This window comes from Amycolatopsis melonis, assembly GCF_040064235.1.
GTDB lineage: Bacteria > Actinomycetota > Actinomycetes > Mycobacteriales > Pseudonocardiaceae > Amycolatopsis > Amycolatopsis melonis.
This window is the reverse complement of record NZ_JBDZYD010000018.1, coordinates 199,100-217,249: the sequence shown is the minus strand read 5'-3', so window position 1 is coordinate 217,249 and position 18,150 is coordinate 199,100. Positions and strand designations below refer to the sequence as shown.

Here is an 18,150-nt window from a genome sequence, read left to right as displayed (position 1 = left end):
GATGGTGCATGCGGTCAAGAAAGTTTCACACCGGCGTGGTGCTGCTGGCCGCGGCCGCGCTCACGGTGACGTCCGGGCCGGCGTCCGCCGCGGACTACGAGCGGCTGCTCAACGGGTCCTTCTCCAGCGGCACGATCGACCCGTGGTGGGCCGGGGCCGGGACCACCGGCCGGGTCACCGGCGGCGAGTTCTGCACCAGCGTCACCGGCGGCACCGCCAACGGCTACGACGCGCTCGTCGGCCAGAACGGCGTCCCGTTCGAAGCCGGGCAGCAGTACACCCTGTCCTTCGACGCGCACGCGACCACCAGCCAGCAGATCTCCGCCGTCGCAGGGGAGTCCGTCTCGCCCTACCGGCAGATCGCGCGCGACGACGTGACGGTCACGCCGACGACCCAGCACTTCACCTTCACGTTCACCTCCACCCTCGACTTCCCGGGCGCCGGCAACGGCCAGCTGGCGTTCTGGTTCGGCGGCCAGCCCGCCGACAACACCATCTGCCTCGACAACATCTCGCTGATCGGCGGGGTGGTCCCGCCCGGCGGCCTGCCGCCGACCAGCGGCATCCGGGTGAACCAGGAAAGCTACGTCCCCGGGCTGCCCAAGCAGGCCACGCTGATCAGCGACGCGACTTCGCCGCTGACGTGGACGCTGAAGAACTCCGCCGGGACGGCCGTGGCGACCGGGCAGACCCGGCCGCGCGGTGCGGACACCGCGTCCGGCGAGAAGGTCCACGAGATCGACTTCTCTTCCTACGACACCGAAGGCACCGGCTACACGCTGACCGTCGGCGCCGAGACGAGCTTCCCGTTCGACATCTCGGCGACCGGGCTGCAGAAACTGCGGTACGACGCGCTGGCGTTCTTCTACCACCAGCGCAGCGGGATCGCGATCGACGCCCAGTACGTCGGGGCGACGTATGCGCGTCCCGCCGGGCACGTGAACGTCGCGCCCAACCAGGGTGACGACAACGTCCCGTGCCGGTCGGACCTGAACTGCGGGTACACCCTCGACGTGCGTGGCGGCTGGTACGACGCCGGTGACCACGGCAAGTACGTCGTCAACGGCGGCATCGCGACCTGGCAGCTGCTCGACGAGTACGAGCGCGCGCTGCGGGTCGGGGACGCGAGCGCGCTGGGCGACGGGAAGCTGGCGATCCCGGAACGCGGCAACGGCGTGCCCGACGTCCTCGACGAGGCCCGCTGGGAACTCGACTTCCTGCTGAAGATGCAGGTCCCGGACGGCAAGCCGAACGCGGGCATGGTGCACCACAAGATCCACGACGCGCAGTGGACGGCGCTGCCGACCCGGCCGGAGCAGGACAGCCAGCCACGACGGCTGTCGCCGCCGAGCACCGCGGCCACGCTCAACATGGCGGCGGTCGCGGCGCAGGCGTCGCGGCTGTGGCGGACCATCGACGCGACGTACTCGGCGAAGCTGCTCGCGGCGGCCGAGAAGGCCTACGCCGCGGCGAAGGCCAACCCGAACGTGCTCGCCGACCCGAACGACGGCACCGGCGGCGGGACCTACAGCGACAACACCGTCACCGACGAGTTCTACTGGGCGGCCGCGGAACTGTTCGCCACCACCGGCAAGAGCGCGTACCGCACGGACGTCACCGGGTCCCCGCTGTACCGCGGCGCGAGCTTCAACACCCACGGCTTCGACTGGGGCTCGACCGGCGCGCTCGGCGACATCACGCTCGCACTGGTGCCGACCGACCTGCCCGCCGCCGACGTCGCGGCGATCAAGGCGGCGATCACCACGACCGCCGACAGCCACCTGACGCAGATGGCGTCGATGGGCTACCCGGCGCCGTACCGGACGGCCGACGGCACGTACGAATGGGGTTCCAACGGCCTGGTGGCCAACAACGGCGTCGTGCTCGCACTGGCGTACGACTTCACCAAGCAGGACAAGTACCGCAACGGCGCGTTCGCGGCGCTGAACTACCTGCTGGGCCGCAACCCGGCGAACTACTCGTACGTCGCCGGGCACGGTGACCAGCCGGTCAAGAACGTGCACCACCGGTTCTGGGCCCACCAGCTGGACGCGTCGCTGCCGACCGCGCCGCCCGGTGCGCTGTCCGGCGGGCCCAACAGCGGCCTGCAGGACCCGACCGCGGCACGGCTGCTCACCGGCTGCGCGCCGCAGCGCTGCTTCGTCGACGACATCCAGGCGTACTCGGTGAACGAGGTCGCGATCAACTGGAACTCGGCACTGGCCTGGCTGGCGAACTGGACCGCCGAGAAGTCGCCGGCGCCGCCGGACCGGACGCCGCCCTCGGCGCCGGGCAAGCCGGCCGTGTCCGCGGTGTCCGCCACCGGCGCGACGGTGACGTGGGCGGCGTCGGCGGACCCGGAGAGCGGGGTCCGCAGCTACGACGTCGTCCGCGTGAACGGCTCGTACCGCACGGTGCTGGCGACGGTGCCCGGGACGACGGCGACGCTGACCGGCCTCACGCCCTCGACGGCGTACACGCTGGTCGTGGTCGCCCGCAACGGCGCGGGCCTGACCAGCACGGACTCGCCGTCGGCCCAGTTCACGACGGCACCGGACACGCAGCCGGGCGGGTGCGCGGTGACGTACTCGGCGAACACCTGGAACGGCGGGTTCACGGCCACGGTGACCCTGACCAACACCGGCACGGCGGCCTGGCCGACCTGGACGCTGAAGTTCCCGTTCCCGGGGAACCAGAAGGTGACCCAGGGCTGGTCGGCGACGTGGTCGCAGGCCGGGCCGGAGGTGACCGCGGTGGCCCTGCCGTGGAACGCCTCGGTGGCGCCGGGCAAGTCGGTGTCGATCGGGTTCAACGGGAGTTACACGGGCAGCAACCCCAGCCCGACGGCGTTCACGGTCAACGGGAAGGCCTGCGGCTGACAGGTTTCCCCGAGCGACCCAAGGTGGCCTTCGGTGCGTTGAGCGCACCGAAGGCCACCTTGGGTGCGCCGAGGGCCGCCTTGGCGCACCGCGGTCGGAGGGGCTGAGGTGCGCCACCAGGTCTGCGCTCGGCCCCGTCGGGCAGCAGGTCAGCCGGACTGGCGGGCCCGGGTCACTCGAAGCGGGACGCGATTCCGCGGAGGTGGTCGGGACGCCAGTGCCGTCCGCGGCGGCGGGTCCGCCAGTGCCGTCCGCGGGTGGGGCGCAGCGGTCCGCGAGCCGCCGCGAAGGCCGGGTGGTGCTCGGCGAACTGCTCGGCCGTGATGCTCATCAGCACCGGATAGCGGACTTCGCCGCGCAGCAGCTCGGTGTCGCGCGGGCGGCCCACCTCGCGGAAGCCCAGCTCGCCGTGCAGGGCCAGCGAGGCGAAGTTGCTGCCGTTGATGCTGACCTCGCACGTGCGGTAGCGGCGCTGCTCGAACATGAACGCCAGCAGCACCGCGACGGCGTCGGCCGCGTAACCGCAGCGGCGGTGCTGTGCCCCGATGCCGATGCCGTAGCTGAACCAGCCTGCCGCCGGGTCGGTGCGCAGCCACATCGAGCCGACCAGCGTCCGGTTGTGCAGGGTCTCGATCGCGAACGGGAAGTCGTCGGCCGACCCGGACGGGTGCCGCCGGTGCGTTGCCCAGTGCCGGTAGCCGGCGACCTGCGGGTCGGCGTCGCGGTCGAAGCCCGCGAGGGTGCGCCGGTCCGCCGGGCGGACCTCCCGCAGCCGCACCTTCCGGCCGACCGACCACGGCGTCTCCGCCCCCACCGGCCCGCGCGCATCGATGATCATCGGCGCAAATGATACCGGCCCCGCGGCTCACGGCACCCAGCGGCGGAAGCCGCCTTCGGCGTCGATGACCTGGCCGGTGATCCAGCGGCTCGGCCGGGCGGCCCCACCGGCCCGTGGGCAGCGCCTGCCCGATGCGCCGGGTCAGTTCGGCGTCGGCCCAGCCGCTCACGGCACCCAGCGGCGGAAGCCGCCTTCGGCGTCGATGACCTGGCCGGTGATCCACCGGCTCTCGTCGGAGGCCAGCCAGCGGACCAGGCGCGCGACGTCGGCCGGGCGGCCCCACCGGCCCGCGGGCAGCGCCCGCCGGACGCGCCGGGTCAGTTCGGCGTCGGCCCAGCCGGTGTCGACCGGCCCGGGGTTGACGGTGTTGACCGTGATCCCGCGGTCGATCAGCGCGTCGGACAGCGTGAGGGTCATCTGGTGGATGGCGCCCTTGCTGACCGCGTACGGGATCTCCCGGCTCATCGGCGCGAGGTGCTGGCCGGAGGTGAACAGGACGATCCGCCCGCCGGGCCGCTCGTCGTCGTGCGCGGCGGCGAACGCCTGGGCCAGCAGCACGCTCGCCCGGGCGTTGACCGCCCAGGTCAGGTCCAGCTCGGCGGCGGTGACTTCGGCGAGGGTCCGGTTCGAGCTGCGCGCGTGGTTGGCGACGACGACGTCGACCGCGCCGAACGCGGCCACGGCGGCGGCCACGACCCGCGCGGGTGCCTGCGGATCGGCGAAGTCGGCCGCGACGTGCCGCAGCCGGGGTCCCGCCCCGCCGAGCAGCTCGACGATCCCGGCGTCACCGGCCGGATCGGCGCCCCACGGCTGTTCGGCATCGGCAGGCGACCACGAGTGCACCAGCACCGAGGCGCCGGCGGCCAGCAGCTCCCTGGCCACAGCGAAGCCGATCCCGGCCCGGCGGCTGACCCCGGTGACGATCGCGACGCGGCCGGTCAACGCTGTGTTGTCCATTTGCCGGACCGTACCGCCGCTTCCGCGGATGCCGGAACGGTTTCCGGCCATGGCGAAAACCGTTCGCCGATCCCCGGGCCGCCGGTTAGCCTGAGGCGCTTTGCCCGGTCGTGAAAGGAATCCCATGTGCCGTCTGCTGGGGGTGGTCACCGGCACGCCGGTGCCGCTGGCCGAGTCGCTCGGCTCGCACGCCGGGGCGTTCCGTGAGCTGTCCGCGGAACACTGCCACGGCTGGGGTGCTGCGCACACCGGCTCCGCCGGGTTGACCGTGGTCCGGCACACCACGCCCGCGCGGGAGGGCGCGGAGTTCGCCGAGCTGGCCGCCCGTGAGACCGACGCGGCCGTGCTACACATCCGGCTGGCCAGCCCGGGAATGCCGCTGCGGGCGGTCAACACGCATCCGTTCAGTGCCGACGGCGCCGCGTTCGTCCACAATGGTCACTTCCTGCCGCCGGACGTCCTGGACGGCCTGGCGGCCGAGCCGCAGGGCAACACCGACAGCGAGCGGTACTTCCTGCGGGTGCTGGCCCTGCTGCGCGACCACGAACCACCCGCGGCGATCGCGACCGCGGCGGCCGAGATCGCCGGGCAGGCGGAGTTCAGCAGCCTGAACTGCCTGCTGCTCACCGAACAGGCGCTCTACGCCTACACCCAGCACGATCCGGACAGTCCGGTGAGCCGCCGCCGGGGCGCGGACTTCTTCGACCTGCGCTACCGCGTGGAGCCGGGCCGGGTGCTGGTCGGGTCCACTGGCTGGCCGCAGGACGGGTGGCAGGTGCTGCCGCAGCGGCACGTTCTGGAGGTCGAGCGGAAGAGCCTGCGTGTCGCGGTTCACGCCCCTCGGCCTTATTCCTCCACAATGGACTGAAGCAGCTCCGCGGCCAGCTTGCCGGCGGGCCGGGCCCACTGGTGGCGCAGGGTGCGGAACAGCGCCGCGGCGCGCACGCCCGGCCAGGCTTCGGGCAGCAGTGCGGGCGGCAGGACCGGGTCGCGGCGGATGAGCAGGAGCCACTCCGCGCCCAGGAGGGTGCGCTGGGCCAGCTCGTCGGGCCCGCCGCCGTCGTCGCCGGTCCATCGCTGGAGGAACTCCTCGTAGCCTGCCGCGATCTCCGGCAGGTCCCACGCCTCGCGGGCGATCCGGGCCGGGTCGGTCCACATGAAGGGTTCCGCGCGGAACACCTCGGCGTGGTCGAGCAGGTCGAGTTCGGCCAGTGCCGGCGAGATGTCGGTGGCCGACGTCGAGACCCACAGGCCGCTGCGCAGCAGCCCGAACCCGAACCAGCCCAGCCGGGTGCGCAGGGCGTGCCGGTCCGCGCGGCGGCTCTCCGGCACCGAAAAGCTCAGCAGCGTCCACCGGCCGTCCCAGTGCCGGTCGACGACGTCGCCGTCGAGCTTGCGCTGCCCGTCGCGCAGCACCGCGGTGCCGTGCTCGGTCAGCCCGAGGAACGCTTGGCGGCCTCGGCGGACGGTCCGCAGCAGCCCGCGGCGGCTCATCCGGCTGAGCGTCGCCCGGGTCGCGTGTTCGCCGACGCCGAGGCGGCCGAGCACGGCGAGCACGCCCCCGGTCGACACGGCGATCCCGCGGTCCAGGACGTGGTCGCCGAAGAGTGCGAGCAGCAGCGTCTCCGGCCGTACGGCCGGTCCGTGCCCGCCGTCGGGGAGCGCGTCGGCTGCCGGCATGCGCCACCTCCTCGCCAGATCCACCGCCGCCCAACCTACCTCGGAACACGAATTCGTCATGTCGGTGACGATCAACGGCGACGTGTCGAACTTTCTTGTCACATAAGCACACATCGAAACTTTCGGACCCGAAATTCATTCGATGAATCGTTGACGGTCGTCGTCGATATGCCTACTCTCGCTGAGGCGAGGGGGATCGCCGACCGGAGGTCACCGATGAGTGGATTCAGAACGGCGTTCGTGACAGTGGCCAGCATCCTGCTACTCGGCCTCGCCGGGCTCACCGCGCCGGCGTCGGCCGCGTCCCTGGTGGAGGTCACCGGCTTCGGGAACAACCCTGGCGGGATGCGGATGCACATCTACGTGCCGGACTCCCATCCGGCCAAGCCCGCGATCGTGGTCGCCATGCACGGGTGCGGCGGATCGGGTCCCGGCTTCTACTCCGGCAGCGAGTTCGCCTCGCTCGCCGACCGGTACGGGTTCCTCGTGATCTACCCGAGCGCCCAGCAGCAGGCGGGGTTCGGCAAGTGCTTCGACACCTGGTCCGACCCGGCGAAGCGCCGCGGCGGCGGCAGCGACCCGGTGTCGATCGTGTCGATGGTGACCTACGCCGAGCAGCGCTACGGCGGCGACCCGGCCCGCGTCTTCGCGACCGGCTCGTCGTCCGGCGGCATGATGACCAACGAGATGCTCGCGCTCTACCCCGACGTGTTCAAGGCGGGCGCGGCGTTCATGGGCGTCCCGTTCGCGTGCTTCGCGAACGCCGCGGACTTCCCGCCGTGGTCCAGCAAGTGCACGGGCGGCAGCATGAACCGCACCCCGCAGCAGTGGGGTGACGCGGTCCGGCAGGCGTACCCGGGTTACACCGGTCCCCGCCCGCGGGTCCAGCTGTGGCACGGCACCGCGGACACGCTCGTGCCGTACTCGCTGCTGCAGGAGGAAATCGAGCAGTGGACCAACGTGCTGGGCCTGAGCCAGACACCGACGTCGACGGACACGCCCCAGGCGAACTGGAACCGCCGCCGTTACGCGGACAGCTCCGGCAAGGTGCAGGTGGAGGCGTACAGCATCCAGGGCGCGGGCCACAGCCTGCCGTCGACCGGCATGGCCGCCGCCGCGATCGCGTTCTTCGGCCTGTCCGGCTGAAGACCCCCGGCGCACCCCGGCGGCTGGAAGAATCGCCGGGGTGCCCGGATCCCTCACCCCAGGCCCGAGCCGTGCGCACGAACGGATGCGCCGGCTCGGGCTTCCGCTGCTCACGCTGTCCGGTCTGCTGCTCGTCGGCTACGTGACGCTCTCGGACACGCTGGAGCCGGTGTCGGTTCCGCTGCTCTGCGCGGGACTGGCGTGCTGTTTCCTCGGCCCGGCGCTCAGGTACGGCATGCGTGAGGACGACCGGGCACACCTCGGGCGGGAACGGGCCGGTGTGATCACCGAGTATCTCGGCAGCCCGGAGTTCGACGTCTTCGACCTCTGGTCCGCGCGGCTGGCGTTGCGCGTGCTGACCGAAGAGGCGCTCGCGGACCCGGACATCAACCGGGCGCTGGCCGAAGAGCGACTGAAACGCGACGACGTCCGGCGGAGCCTGTACGCCGACGCCTCGCTCGTCGGCCGGATCCGCATCGCGCAGGACCGGGCGAGCGGTGTGCCGGCTCCGCCGTCGCGGTCCTTCACCGCCGGGCAGTATGCGCTGCTGTTCCTGGTTGCGGCGGGCGGCGTCGGCTACCTGACACTGATGAGGGCCGCCTGGCCGCTGCTTCCGCTGCCGTGGCACGTGGTCGCGGTGGCCGGGCTGGTCGGGGTGACGGCCTTGTCGGCCCGGGTCGTCATGCGGCACATGGCCGGAGCACAGCGGGGTGAGCCGCGGCCGCATCCGGATCTGCTGCGCCTCGGCGACCGGCACGCCGAGCTGATCGCGGAACTCGTCGTGCCGGCGATCCACGAGTTCGTGCGCTCCCACCGTTCCGTGCGCTACGGGACCAAGCTCGTCCACACCGGTGATTCGGCACTCGAGGGGGACGGCGAAGTCGTCGTGACCGCAGGGACGGAACGGCTGCGGCGCATCATCGAGCGGGCCGAGTCCGGGGCGGTGGCCCTCGCCGGCTCGCGCGGGGTGGGCAAGACGACCGCGATCGAGGCCGTCCGCGACGGCAAGCTGCGCACCGCAGGCCTGCCACCGCTGGTCGTCATGGCCTCGGCGCCGGCGAACTACGAAGCCCGCGACTTCGTGCTGCACCTGCACGCCCTGATCTGCCAGACCGTGATCGACCGGACGTCCCAGGCACTGGCGCCGATACTGCCGCGCACCAGAGGCGAACGCCGGGCGGCGCTGCGCCGGGGTGCGGGTGCCCTGGCACTGGTGCTCGCCTGCCTCGGTGGCGCACTGCTGCTGTGGGGTGTTCCGGCGGCCCGGTTCGCGGCGGAACTCGGCAGGCTCGGCGCGGCGGTGGCCGCGGACCTGCCGTCGTCCGCGCAGGTACTGTGGACCGGGCAGCCGCCGTCGCACGTCGTCGCGCTGGGCCTGATCGCCCTCGCCGCCGGGCTGCTTGCCGCGTTCGTGGTCCGGGCACCGCTCGGCGGGCTGATCGTCGTCGGCGCCCGACGCCGCCACCGCGACCTCTTCGAACTGCGGCGGTCGGCGCTGCGGCAGCTGTCGCGCACGAGGTTCCTGCAGACGCACACCACCGGCTGGTCGGGCAAGCTGACCCTGCCGCTGAAGGGCGAGGCGGGCCGGACGTGGTCGACGCAGCGGGCGGAGCAGCAGCTGACCCATCCGGAGGTGGTCGAGCAGCTGCGGTTGTTCGCCGGCGAGAGTTCGCGGACGCTGCGCGAGCACGAGCTGATCGGCCGCATGGTCATCGCGATCGACGAGCTGGACAAGATCGGCGAGCCGGAGAAGGCGCACCAGTTCGTCAACGACGTCAAGGGAATCTTCGGCGTCCCGGGCTGCCTGTTCTTCGTGTCGGTTTCCGACGACGCCGTGCTCGACTTCGAACAGCGCGGTCTCGGTGTCCGCGACGCGTTCGACAGCGCCTTTTCGGAAATGGTGCGGCTGGAGCACTTCACGCTCGACGAAAGCCGCCAGTGGGTGGTGTCGCGGGTTCCCGGCGTCACGGAGCAGTTCTGCTACCTCAACCACTGCCTGTCGGGCGGCCTGCCGCGGGAGCTGCGCCGCTACACCGTGGAGATGCTGGACGTGGCCGCCCGCGACCACGAGCCGGGCCTGGCCACGGTGACCCGGGCCCTGGTCGGGCGGGACCTGGCGAGCAAGATCCACGCGCTGGTCGGGTTACTGGGCACGTTCGCCGCGGAACCCGAGCACGTCGCCCTGACGGCGCGGCTGCTGGCGATCCGCGACACGACCGGTGCCCTGGAGCTGGCGAGGATGGCGGAGGACCTGGTCGGCGAGACGGTCGACACGACGGTGCGGCCGACCGACGTCGTCCGCTGGAACGCCGGCTGTTTCACGCTGTTCTGCGCCACGCTCCTCGAGGTCTTCGACGACTCGCTCGGCCACGAGTCGCTCACGCGGGAGTTCGACCAGCTGGCGCTGGCCCGCCGGCAGATGGCCGCCCACCCGCAGCTGGCGTGGCGGCGGCTGGCGGACTTCCGCAAGGCGCGGAACCTGGCGTGAGCGACCGTGGCCGGGTTCAGCCGACCAGGACCTCCTCCCGCACCGCGTCCGCGAAGGCGGTGTCCTCGACGTCCTCGGTGAACGGGGTGAAGGTGAACCGGACGCCACCGCCGTCGGTCACCGGCTTGACGATCCCGGCGGTGCCCGGCCGGTCCAGGCGGGCGAGCAGCCGAGCCAGCTCTTCGGGCGCGCCGAGGGGCTCGGTCCGGCACTGGGCGAGCGTGCGGTGCAGGATGCCGATGTCCCACCCGCTCCCGGCGGCCCCGCTGCCGGCGGGAACGGAGACGGTGGCGGCCAGCAGCCACCGCGGCGCCTTCCCGGGCAGCGACGGCGTGGCATGCGAGGTCAGGCCGACGACCTGGTCGGCACGCAGGAGACCGTCGCTGAGGGTGCGGATCCAGACCTTCTCCAGCCCCATGGGGTTCGTCCTCCGTTCGGGCACACGTCAGCGCTGATTGGCACTCGACCGCACCGAGTGCCAATTCTGATTTAGCGCCGACCGAGGCGACGTCGCAACCATCGCCGGGATGAGGCAGCAGACGTGCCGATCGCATCGGCGAGTTCCCGCATGCTTCAGCGCGCCAGTGCGGCGACGACTCCCTGGGCGAGCTGGTTCGCCTTGGCACACGACGCCGTGACTTCCTCACCGGTGGGACTGTTGTACACAGTGCCGATTCCCTGGTTCGGGGCGATGTCGACGATCACCTGGCAGGAGGTGGAACCGCCGTCGGTGCCGGTGCCGGGAATCCATTCACCGGCCGGATAGCCGGCCACCGAAGCCGGTATCACCTCGCTACCGGTTCCGGTGACGAGCGGGAGCGGCCGTGCTCCGGGATAGAACCGGACTTCGGCCGCGGCGGACAACGGCGGTCCGCTCGAGAGCCGGCATTGGGACTGGTCACCGGCGCCGGGAAGAACGGTGTTGTGCGCCTCCGCTCGCTGGGCCAGGCCGAGTTGTACGGTGAGGCCGGCGGGTACGCCGGAACAGGGACTGGCGAGATAGCGGGCAGCATCGAGCGGCGCCTCGGTCATCGGAGCCGGCGCGGACGTGGTCGGGACCGGCTCGCCCTGACCGCTGCAGCCCGTCGCGGCCAAGGCAATGACGACGCCACCCAGCGCGGCTCGTCGGATCCGGTCAGCCATCGAGACGCCTCTGGGACTGGACGCCGGTCGGTGCGTGCTGTTCGACCGGTTTCCGGTGCTCCCGGGCGCCCCTCGGAACGGAACTATTCCAGTCACCCCTTGTTGAAGCCATTTCACCGGGCCTCCCCGCCCTCGGCGTCCGGTGCCGCCCACCATAGCCGGGTGCGCCGGATCTGTAACTTTCAGCCACCGGACGAGGCAGCGCGTCAGACTTTGAGCTGGCCGTTTCGAGGAAATCGACGGCGGCCGGAAATCGCGGTGGTTGGCCGTACCCCTCCGGTGATCTTACCGTGCGTCATCGGCCGGTCGTCCGAGGAGGCACAGCACATGCGAGGTGTTCTTTCCCGAGCCGTGGCCATCGTCGCGGCGGTTCTTGGTGTGGTGGCCGCTCCGCAAGCGTCTGCGGCCGCCAACCCGTACCAGCGCGGACCCGATCCGACGCTCGCGAGCGTGGCGGCGCCGTACGGCCCGTTCGCGACGGCGCAGGCGAAGATCCCGCCGGGCAACGGGTTCAACGGCGGATACGTTTACTACCCGGTCGACACGCGCTTCGGCACCTGGGGTGCCGTGGCGATCGTGCCCGGTTATTCCGCCCTCTTTGCCAACGAAGAAGCCTGGATGGGGCCGAGGCTGGCGTCGTTCGGGTTCGTTGTCCTCGGCATCGAGACGCTCAGCCGGACCGACAGCGCCGACGCCCGCGCGATGCAGCTGCTTGCCGCGCTCGACTACCTGGTGCAGAAGAGCCCGGTGCGTGCCCGGGTGGACGCGGGCAGGCTGGGCGTCATCGGTCATTCGGCCGGTGGTGCGGGCGCGTTGCTCGCGGCCCTGCGGCGCCCGTCGCTGAAGTCGGCGGTCGGGCTCGCGCCCGGGTCTCCGGTGGGCAACCTCGACCTGGCCGGTGACCAGGTGCCGACGATGTTCATTTCGGGTCAGCGCGACCCGGTCGTGACCCCGGCGTACCTCGACCGGCTGTACGCGACGATGCCTGCGGCGCTGAAGAAGGCCTACGTGCAGATCGCGGGCGTGGACCACCTGTTCACGACCCGGCCGAACACCGTCGAGATGCGCACGCTGGTGCCGTGGCTGAAACTGGCGCTCGACCGGGACACCCGCTACGAGCGGTTCCTCTGCCCGACAGTGGCGGACGCCACGGGCATTTCGCTGTACCGCAGCACCTGTCCTCTGTAGACACCGGTCGTGAGTGGTAATTCGGGGTCTAACCCGAATTACCACTCACGACGACTGCGGCAGACCGTGGAGCAGGAGGTTCGTGACGGTGTCGGCCACGCGGTCGTCTCCCGCGGGGAGGGCGTGGTTGAGCCCGGCGAGCATGGCCCCCACCGCCGCCGCTACCAGCTCCGGGTCGGCCACGCCTCGGGCCTCCAGATGCCGTCGCAGCGGGGCCGTCCAGCCGGTCAGTTCACGCCACAACGTTCCCGACGCCGGAGCCGCCGCGACCGCCGACTGCAGCAGGGCGATCGCCGTCGGGCGGTGGGTTCTCAGCGCCGTCCAGCAGGCCGTGACGTGCGCGCGGATCGCGTCGTCGCCGTCCGGGGACGGCGGCGCCGACTCGGCGAGTTCGTGGCGCAGCGCGGCGAGGAGTTCTTCCTTGCCCGCGAAGTGCCGGTAGAACGACCCCACGGCCCGCCCGGCCGCGGCGGCGATGTCGGCGATCCCCGTGTCGGGATATCCGCGTTCCCCGAACAGCCGCTTCGCCGCGGCGAGTAGGTCGGCCCGCGTCCGGACGGCGAGTTCGGTGCGCCTGCCCATCAGCCCGTCAGGTGGGGAGGAGGTGCGCGGCGGATTCGCGCAGCTGGTCCCGCACGGCGCCGAGGTCGACGCCGAGGAGGGTGTGGCCGCGTTTGCGCCAGCGGCCGGCGATCATGACCGCCTCGACGGCGGACGCGTACAGCGCCGACGCGACCGGGTTTGCCGTGGCCCCTTCGAGGACGACGAGGTCGGCCTGCATACCCGGCTCGATCCGGCCGACGCGGTCGGCGAGGCCGAGTGCGCGTGCGCCTTCGACCGTGGCCCAGGACAGCGCCTGCTTGGCGGTGATCGTCGCGGTGAACGAGAACGATCCGGTGGCCTGCCGGTGGTCGTCGTGGTCGTGACCGCGCTGGTGTGCCAGGGCGATCCGGGCCGCGGACAGCACGTCGCCGGGCGTGACCGCGTCGGTGTCGGTGCCCAGCGATGGTGCGGAACCCAGCTGGAGCAGCTGCCCGGTGAGCGGAAAGCCGTGGCCCTGGCCGAGTTCGTTCTCCGGCGTGCTCGTGAAGCTCGCGCCCGCGTCGACGAGCGTCTTGAGCCAGTCGCCGGTGAGCCCGGCGCCGTGGACGACGTTCGTGGCGGGGCTCAGCAGCCCGGCGTCCCGCACCGCCTCCCAGCCGGGGCCCGGCTCGCCGCCGCTCTGGTGCATCGAAACCACGAGCCCACGCTCGGCCGCGGCACGGAAGTCGGCGACCGCGGTGTCCGGAGTGGACAGTTGCGGGCCGCGGACGGCCATGCCGAAGGTCAGCAGCGGGCCGCCGGTCAGCCGGTCGATCTCCCCGGCGGGATGGGTCGCGTCGGGCGCGGAGTACGGCGTGCCGTGGAGGAACACCCCGCGGATGCCGGACGCGCGGAGGCCGTCGAGCGCCGCGTCGGTGTGGTCCGGGGTGGGCGTGTTGTGGCACCAGTCGCCCAGGGTCGTCGTGCCGCGGTCGAGCTGGCTGAGCGCACCGGCCAGCGTGCCGATCCGCATGTCCTCGGGACGGTAGTGCCCGGCCACCGCGCCGTGCAGGCGGCCGAGGTAGTCGGCCAGCGTCCAGTCCGCACCCACGCCGCGCAGCGCGGTCTGCCACGTGTGCAGGTGGGCGTTGACCAGGCCGGGCAGGACGATCCGGCCGCTCACGTCGACGACCTCCGCGCCGGTCGCGTCGAGCCGTTCGCCGACCCCGGCGACACGGTCGTCTTCGACGAGGACGTCGGCGCGTTCGGCGTCGGGCCGGTCAGGGGCCATGGTGATCACGTGCGCGCCACGCAGCAGGATGCGGCTCATGCGGGCACCTCCGGGATCATCGTGCGGACGGCTTCTCGGGTCGAGGCCAGGAAGTCCCGGGTCGCGATGTGGCCGAGATAGCCGTCGGGCCGGACCAGCAGGAGCGTGTCCCCTTCGACGCCGTAAGCGCGGCGGAAGCTGCCCGGTCCGTCGACGGTGATCCGCCGCAGCGGCGCTCCCGTGGCGGGCCAGCCGAGTTCGTCGCTTGCCGCCGCGGCCTTCGAGCCGTACGCGACGAGCGTGAAGTGCGGTCCCCGGAAGATGTCGAACAGCCGTGACCCGCCCAGGTCGGCGTCCGGCGCGCGGTCGCCGACCTGCAGTGTGGTCGTGCGGTCGGTTCCGGCCGGGGCGAGCGGACCGCCGTGGTAGGTCAGCGAAAGCTGCTGTTCGTCCTTGCCGCGGCGCAGGCTCGACGGATCCAGCTTGGCGATCCCGGCGTACTTCTTCGTGGACAGGCCGAGCACGCCCGCGGCGATCGGCAGGCGCTCGGCTTCGTAGCTGTCCAGCAGCCACGGGTCGGCTCCGGCGAGGACCTGGGCGAGCTTCCAGCCGAGGTTGTACGCGTCCTGGATGCCGGTGTTGAGGCCCTGCGCGCCCGCCGGGGTGTGCACGTGCGCGGCGTCGCCGGCGAGGAAGACCCGCCCGCGGCGGTAGGCCTCGGCCAGGCGGATGTTGGGCCGGAACACCGACCGCCACCGGACGTCGCGCACGGCGATGTGCCGGTTGCCGGTGTGCGCCCGGATCCGCCGGGTGACCCCCTCCTCGCCCTCGGGCGGCTCTTCGTCCGGGGCCAGGCGGATCATCCACTGGAACAGCTCGGTCCCCGGGAGCGGGCAGGCACCGGCGAACCGGCCCCGCACGCCGGGCCAGATGTGCCAGCGGTCGCGGGACAGGCCGTCGGTGACGGCGTCCACGATGAGCATCCGGTCCTGCTCGTGGGTCTCGCCGAGGAAGCCGAGGCCGAGGAGCTTGCGGACGGCGCTCGAACCGCCGTCGGCGCCGACGAGGTAGCGGGCGGTGATCCGTTCGGTGCCCGCGTCCCCGGTGACGGTGGCGGTGACCGACGAGCCGTCCTGCTCGAACGCGGTGAGTTCCCGGCCGTACTCGACCTTCCCGCCGAGCTGCTCCAGCCGGTCGTGCAGCACGGCGTCGGTGCGGTACTGCGGCATCAGCCGGGTGTTCGGATACGGGACGTCGGTGCTGCGGTCGCGGTTGCGGAACATCCGCCACGGCAAGGTCAGCGGGCCCAGGTGTATGCCGAGGCGCGGGTAGTCGCTGCTGCCGGCGAGGACGTCGCCGAGCACGCCGAGGTCGTCGAACACCTCCAGCGTCCGGGGCTGGATGCCCTTGGCCCGCGAGCCTTCGAAGGAGTGCGGGGCCTTGTCGACGACGCGGACGGCCAGGCCGCGGCGGGCCAGGTCGATTGCCAGTGTGGTGCCTGCCGGGCCGGCGCCGGCGATCAGGACGTCGAGGGGTGCGTTCATGGTTCGAGCCGATCCGGGTGCGGAACGGTGAACGACGCGAGCAGGTCGCCGACGTCGTCCGGCCGTTCGAAGGGGGCCATGTGGCCGCAGTCGGTGATGACGTGCGTCTGCCGCGGGCGCAGCAGGTCGTGCACGGTGTCGAGATGGGTGATCGGGGTGACCTGGTCGTCGTCGCCCCACACCAGCAGGACCGGCAGCCCGAGGCTTCCCGTCCTGCGGAACAGGTCCTGCCGCTCGTACAGCGGGAAGTCCTGCAGCGTCTGGAAGAACGCGTGGAGGGAGCCTTCACACCGGTAGGCGTCCAGCACCATCGCGGCCAGTTCCTCCGCGCGACCGGGGTCGCGGACGTTGTGCCCGAGGTGGTCCTCCAGCAGCCCGCGGCCGAAGCGCCGGGCGATGAACCCGCCCACGACGTCGTTGCCCAGCAACCGTTGCGCCAGTGGCCGCCGGGCCAGCCCGGCCGGGCCGACGATCGAGAGCGTGGCCACGGTTTCGGGCGACAGGTTCGCGTGGGCCATCGCGACCAGGGCCCCCATCGACGTCCCGACCACGTGCCGCGGTGCGGTGAGATCCAGCGCCGAGGTCAGTTCGGCGAGCTGGCGGACGAACAGCGTTTCGTCGTAGCGGCCCCGGATCCGGTCGGAGTAGCCGCGGCCGTAGGCGCTGTAGGCCAGAGTGCGCAGACCACGGGCGTGCAGCCGCGCGGCCACACCGTCCCAATAGGACAGTGGGATCGTGAGACCGCCGACCAGCACGGCGAGTTCCCCCGTTTCCGGACCGGTCAGCTCGTAGTGCGTCACCCCGTCGGACAGGGTGACGAAGCTGCCGCGCAGCGCCCGCCGCGTTTCCGGGTCGAGCCTGCGGTCCTCGTCGGACGCGACGAAGTACTTCATCGGAGGAACTCCCTGATCGCGGCGGCGACCCAGTCCGGGTCCTCTTCCGGCAGCAGATGACCGCCGCCGGGATGGACGCGCTCCTGGGCACCCGGGATGTCGCGGGCGAAGTGCTGGCCGTCGACGGCGGCGCTGCGCAGGACCAGTGTCGGTACGGAGATCTTCGGGATCTCGGCGCTGCGGTCCGGCTGGTCGGTGTTCGCGAAGTCGACGAAGGCCGACCGGTTCCCCGGCAGGCCGGTGAGCGCGTGCACCCGGTCGACCATGGCGTCGTCCACGATCGCGGTGTTCGTCCCGACGGCTTCCCGCAGCCCGCGCGCGGTCGCGCCGCGCGGCAGCCAGCGCCGCAGCAGCGGGCGCAGGAGCGGGTTCCGGGCGAGCCGCAGGCCCGCGGGCAGCGTCTTTTCCGGGTAGCCGGTGGCGTTGATCAGCACCAGCGCGTCCACCCGCTCGGGAGCGTCGAGGGCGAGGTTCCACGCGATGTTGCCGCCGAGCGAGTTGCCGGCCACGGCGAACCGCGGCACGCCCAGCGCGGTCATGAAGCGCGCGATCGTGCTCGCGTAGGTCCGGACGCGGTAGTCGCGGTCGGGCCGCGGTCCGGTCCGCCCGAAGCCGGGCAGGTCCGGGCGGATGACGTCGTGGGACACCGCCAGCAGCGCCGCGACCCGCTCGAAGCCCTCCAGTGACGACCCGCTGCCGTGCAGCAGGACTACGGCAGGCCCCTGACCTGCGCGGACGTAGTGGACGCGCTGGCCGTCCACCGGGATCGACTGGGTGTTCGTCATAATGGCAACAGTGTTGCCGTTATTGTCGGGGGTGTCAACCGGACGGCATACTGGCGGGCGTGACCAGTTCGTCTCCGCCCGCCGCGGCCACCCGACGCTCGCGGGGCCGCCCCGCCGTCCCGCTGGACCGGATCCTCGCCACGGCCCTGCAGCTCGTCGACGAGGAAGGCGCCGAAGCCCTGTCGATGCGGACCCTCGCCCAGCGGCTCGAATCCGGCACGGCCACGCTGTACCGCCACTTCGGCAACCGGGCGACGCTGGTCACGCACGTCATCGACCGCGTCTTCGGCGAGGTGGACCTCGACGCCGCGGCACTGGCGGACCTGACCTGGGACCAGGCATGCCGGACGGTCGCGCAGGCGATGTTCGAGACGCTCGGACGGCATCGGAGGATCGCGCCCCTGCTCATCGAGCAGACGCCGACCGGGCCGAACGCGATGCTGCTGCGCGAACGCTGCCTGGCCGTCCTGCTCGGCGCCGGGTTCCCGCCGGAGTTCGCCGCCCGCGCCTACGCCACGCTCGCGCGTTACGTCCTCGGCTTCGCGATCCAGCTCACCGGATCGGGCGACACCGGCGAGCGGGCACGGGCGCTCTTCCAGGACGTGCCGCCGGACCGGTTCCCGGCGACCCTCGCGGTCGCGGGCTCGCTGCCGGTGCCGCTGGCGGAGGAGTTCGCGTTCGGGCTGGACCTGATCGTCGAGGGCCTGCGCGCGGCCGCACCAGTCGGCTGACGGAGTGCCCGGCGACAATCACGACGACTCGCTGTGTCGTTGGCGTGCCCTAGGGTAGCGTCGACAGCTCGGCTTGCGGGGAGGAG

16 protein-coding genes are annotated in these 18,150 nt (G+C 72.1%); 6 read left to right on the top strand and 10 right to left on the bottom strand.

The genetic code is table 11. The features are described 5' to 3' along the window. The first annotated feature begins 8 nt into the window (after window positions 1–8). A complete protein-coding gene (locus ABJI51_RS39720) occupies window positions 9–2,879 on the top strand; it encodes a glycoside hydrolase family 9 protein (RefSeq protein ID WP_348956323.1) in 2,871 nt (956 codons plus the stop codon). A 172-nt stretch (window positions 2,880–3,051) separates the two neighbouring features. Here ABJI51_RS39720 and ABJI51_RS39715 read toward each other — a convergent pair whose 3' ends face one another. Next, entirely contained in the window at window positions 3,052–3,717 is a 666-nt protein-coding gene (locus ABJI51_RS39715) for a GNAT family N-acetyltransferase (protein ID WP_348956322.1), read from the bottom strand. Between the two features lie 165 nt (window positions 3,718–3,882). Next, a complete protein-coding gene (locus tag ABJI51_RS39710; protein ID WP_348956321.1) occupies window positions 3,883–4,674 on the bottom strand; it encodes an SDR family oxidoreductase in 792 nt (263 codons plus the stop codon). A 124-nt stretch (window positions 4,675–4,798) separates the two neighbouring features. On the opposite strand from ABJI51_RS39710, the gene ABJI51_RS39705 reads away from it, so the two are divergent. Further along, window positions 4,799–5,542, top strand: a complete 744-nt coding sequence (locus ABJI51_RS39705; protein ID WP_348956320.1) for a class II glutamine amidotransferase — start codon at window positions 4,799–4,801, stop codon at window positions 5,540–5,542. Here ABJI51_RS39705 and ABJI51_RS39700 read toward each other — a convergent pair. Beyond that, entirely contained in the window at window positions 5,521–6,354 is an 834-nt protein-coding gene (locus ABJI51_RS39700) for a PaaX family transcriptional regulator (protein WP_348956319.1), read from the bottom strand. The two genes, ABJI51_RS39705 and ABJI51_RS39700, sit on opposite strands and share 22 nt — an antisense overlap. Window positions 6,355–6,570: 216 nt before the next feature. On the opposite strand from ABJI51_RS39700, the gene ABJI51_RS39695 reads away from it, so the two are divergent. Continuing rightward, a complete protein-coding gene (locus tag ABJI51_RS39695) occupies window positions 6,571–7,500 on the top strand; it encodes an extracellular catalytic domain type 1 short-chain-length polyhydroxyalkanoate depolymerase (RefSeq protein WP_348956318.1) in 930 nt (309 codons plus the stop codon). Window positions 7,501–7,540: 40 nt separating this feature from the next. Beyond that, window positions 7,541–9,988 (top strand): hypothetical protein, encoded by a 2,448-nt coding sequence (locus ABJI51_RS39690; protein WP_348956317.1) that lies wholly within the window; start codon window positions 7,541–7,543, stop codon window positions 9,986–9,988. Window positions 9,989–10,004: 16 nt separating this feature from the next. Here the strand turns inward: ABJI51_RS39690 and ABJI51_RS39685 are convergent, their stop codons facing one another. Together ABJI51_RS39685 and ABJI51_RS39680 are read right to left on the bottom strand one after the other, a co-directional pair. Next, window positions 10,005–10,406, bottom strand: coding sequence for a hypothetical protein (locus tag ABJI51_RS39685; RefSeq protein ID WP_348956316.1), 402 nt, complete (start codon window positions 10,404–10,406; stop codon window positions 10,005–10,007). 155 nt (window positions 10,407–10,561) lie between these two features. Beyond that, entirely contained in the window at window positions 10,562–11,131 is a 570-nt protein-coding gene (locus tag ABJI51_RS39680) for a DUF3558 family protein (protein ID WP_348956315.1), read from the bottom strand. A gap of 381 nt (window positions 11,132–11,512) precedes the next feature. Here ABJI51_RS39680 and ABJI51_RS39675 point away from each other — a divergent pair, with 381 nt between their 5' ends. Beyond that, on the top strand, window positions 11,513–12,319 hold the full coding sequence (locus tag ABJI51_RS39675) for a dienelactone hydrolase family protein (RefSeq protein WP_348956314.1): 807 nt from the start codon (window positions 11,513–11,515) through the stop codon (window positions 12,317–12,319). Window positions 12,320–12,364: 45 nt separating this feature from the next. On the opposite strand, the gene ABJI51_RS39670 is transcribed toward ABJI51_RS39675, so the two are convergent. Genes ABJI51_RS39670 through ABJI51_RS39650 form a run of 5 tightly spaced genes read right to left on the bottom strand, consistent with a single transcriptional unit; the run spans window position 12,365 to window position 17,333 of the window. Beyond that, window positions 12,365–12,901 (bottom strand): TetR/AcrR family transcriptional regulator, encoded by a 537-nt coding sequence (locus ABJI51_RS39670; RefSeq protein ID WP_348956313.1) that lies wholly within the window; start codon window positions 12,899–12,901, stop codon window positions 12,365–12,367. 7 nt (window positions 12,902–12,908) lie between these two features. Beyond that, on the bottom strand, window positions 12,909–14,171 hold the full coding sequence (locus ABJI51_RS39665) for an amidohydrolase family protein (RefSeq protein WP_348956312.1): 1,263 nt from the start codon (window positions 14,169–14,171) through the stop codon (window positions 12,909–12,911). Then, complete coding sequence (locus ABJI51_RS39660) at window positions 14,168–15,655, bottom strand: FAD-dependent oxidoreductase (RefSeq protein ID WP_348956311.1); 1,488 nt, start codon at window positions 15,653–15,655, stop codon at window positions 14,168–14,170. Before ABJI51_RS39660 ends, ABJI51_RS39665 begins: the two co-directional genes overlap by 4 nt. Then, window positions 15,652–16,548 (bottom strand): alpha/beta fold hydrolase, encoded by an 897-nt coding sequence (locus ABJI51_RS39655; protein ID WP_348956310.1) that lies wholly within the window; start codon window positions 16,546–16,548, stop codon window positions 15,652–15,654. Before ABJI51_RS39655 ends, ABJI51_RS39660 begins: the two co-directional genes overlap by 4 nt. Then, window positions 16,545–17,333: an alpha/beta fold hydrolase gene (locus ABJI51_RS39650; protein ID WP_348956309.1), complete on the bottom strand. Its 789-nt coding sequence runs from the start codon at window positions 17,331–17,333 to the stop codon at window positions 16,545–16,547. The genes ABJI51_RS39655 and ABJI51_RS39650 overlap by 4 nt, the downstream gene beginning before the upstream one ends. Before the next feature lie 59 nt (window positions 17,334–17,392). Between ABJI51_RS39650 and ABJI51_RS39645 the strand changes: the two genes are divergently transcribed. Beyond that, window positions 17,393–18,064 (top strand): TetR/AcrR family transcriptional regulator, encoded by a 672-nt coding sequence (locus ABJI51_RS39645; RefSeq protein WP_348956308.1) that lies wholly within the window; start codon window positions 17,393–17,395, stop codon window positions 18,062–18,064. The last annotated feature ends 86 nt before the right edge of the window (window positions 18,065–18,150 follow it).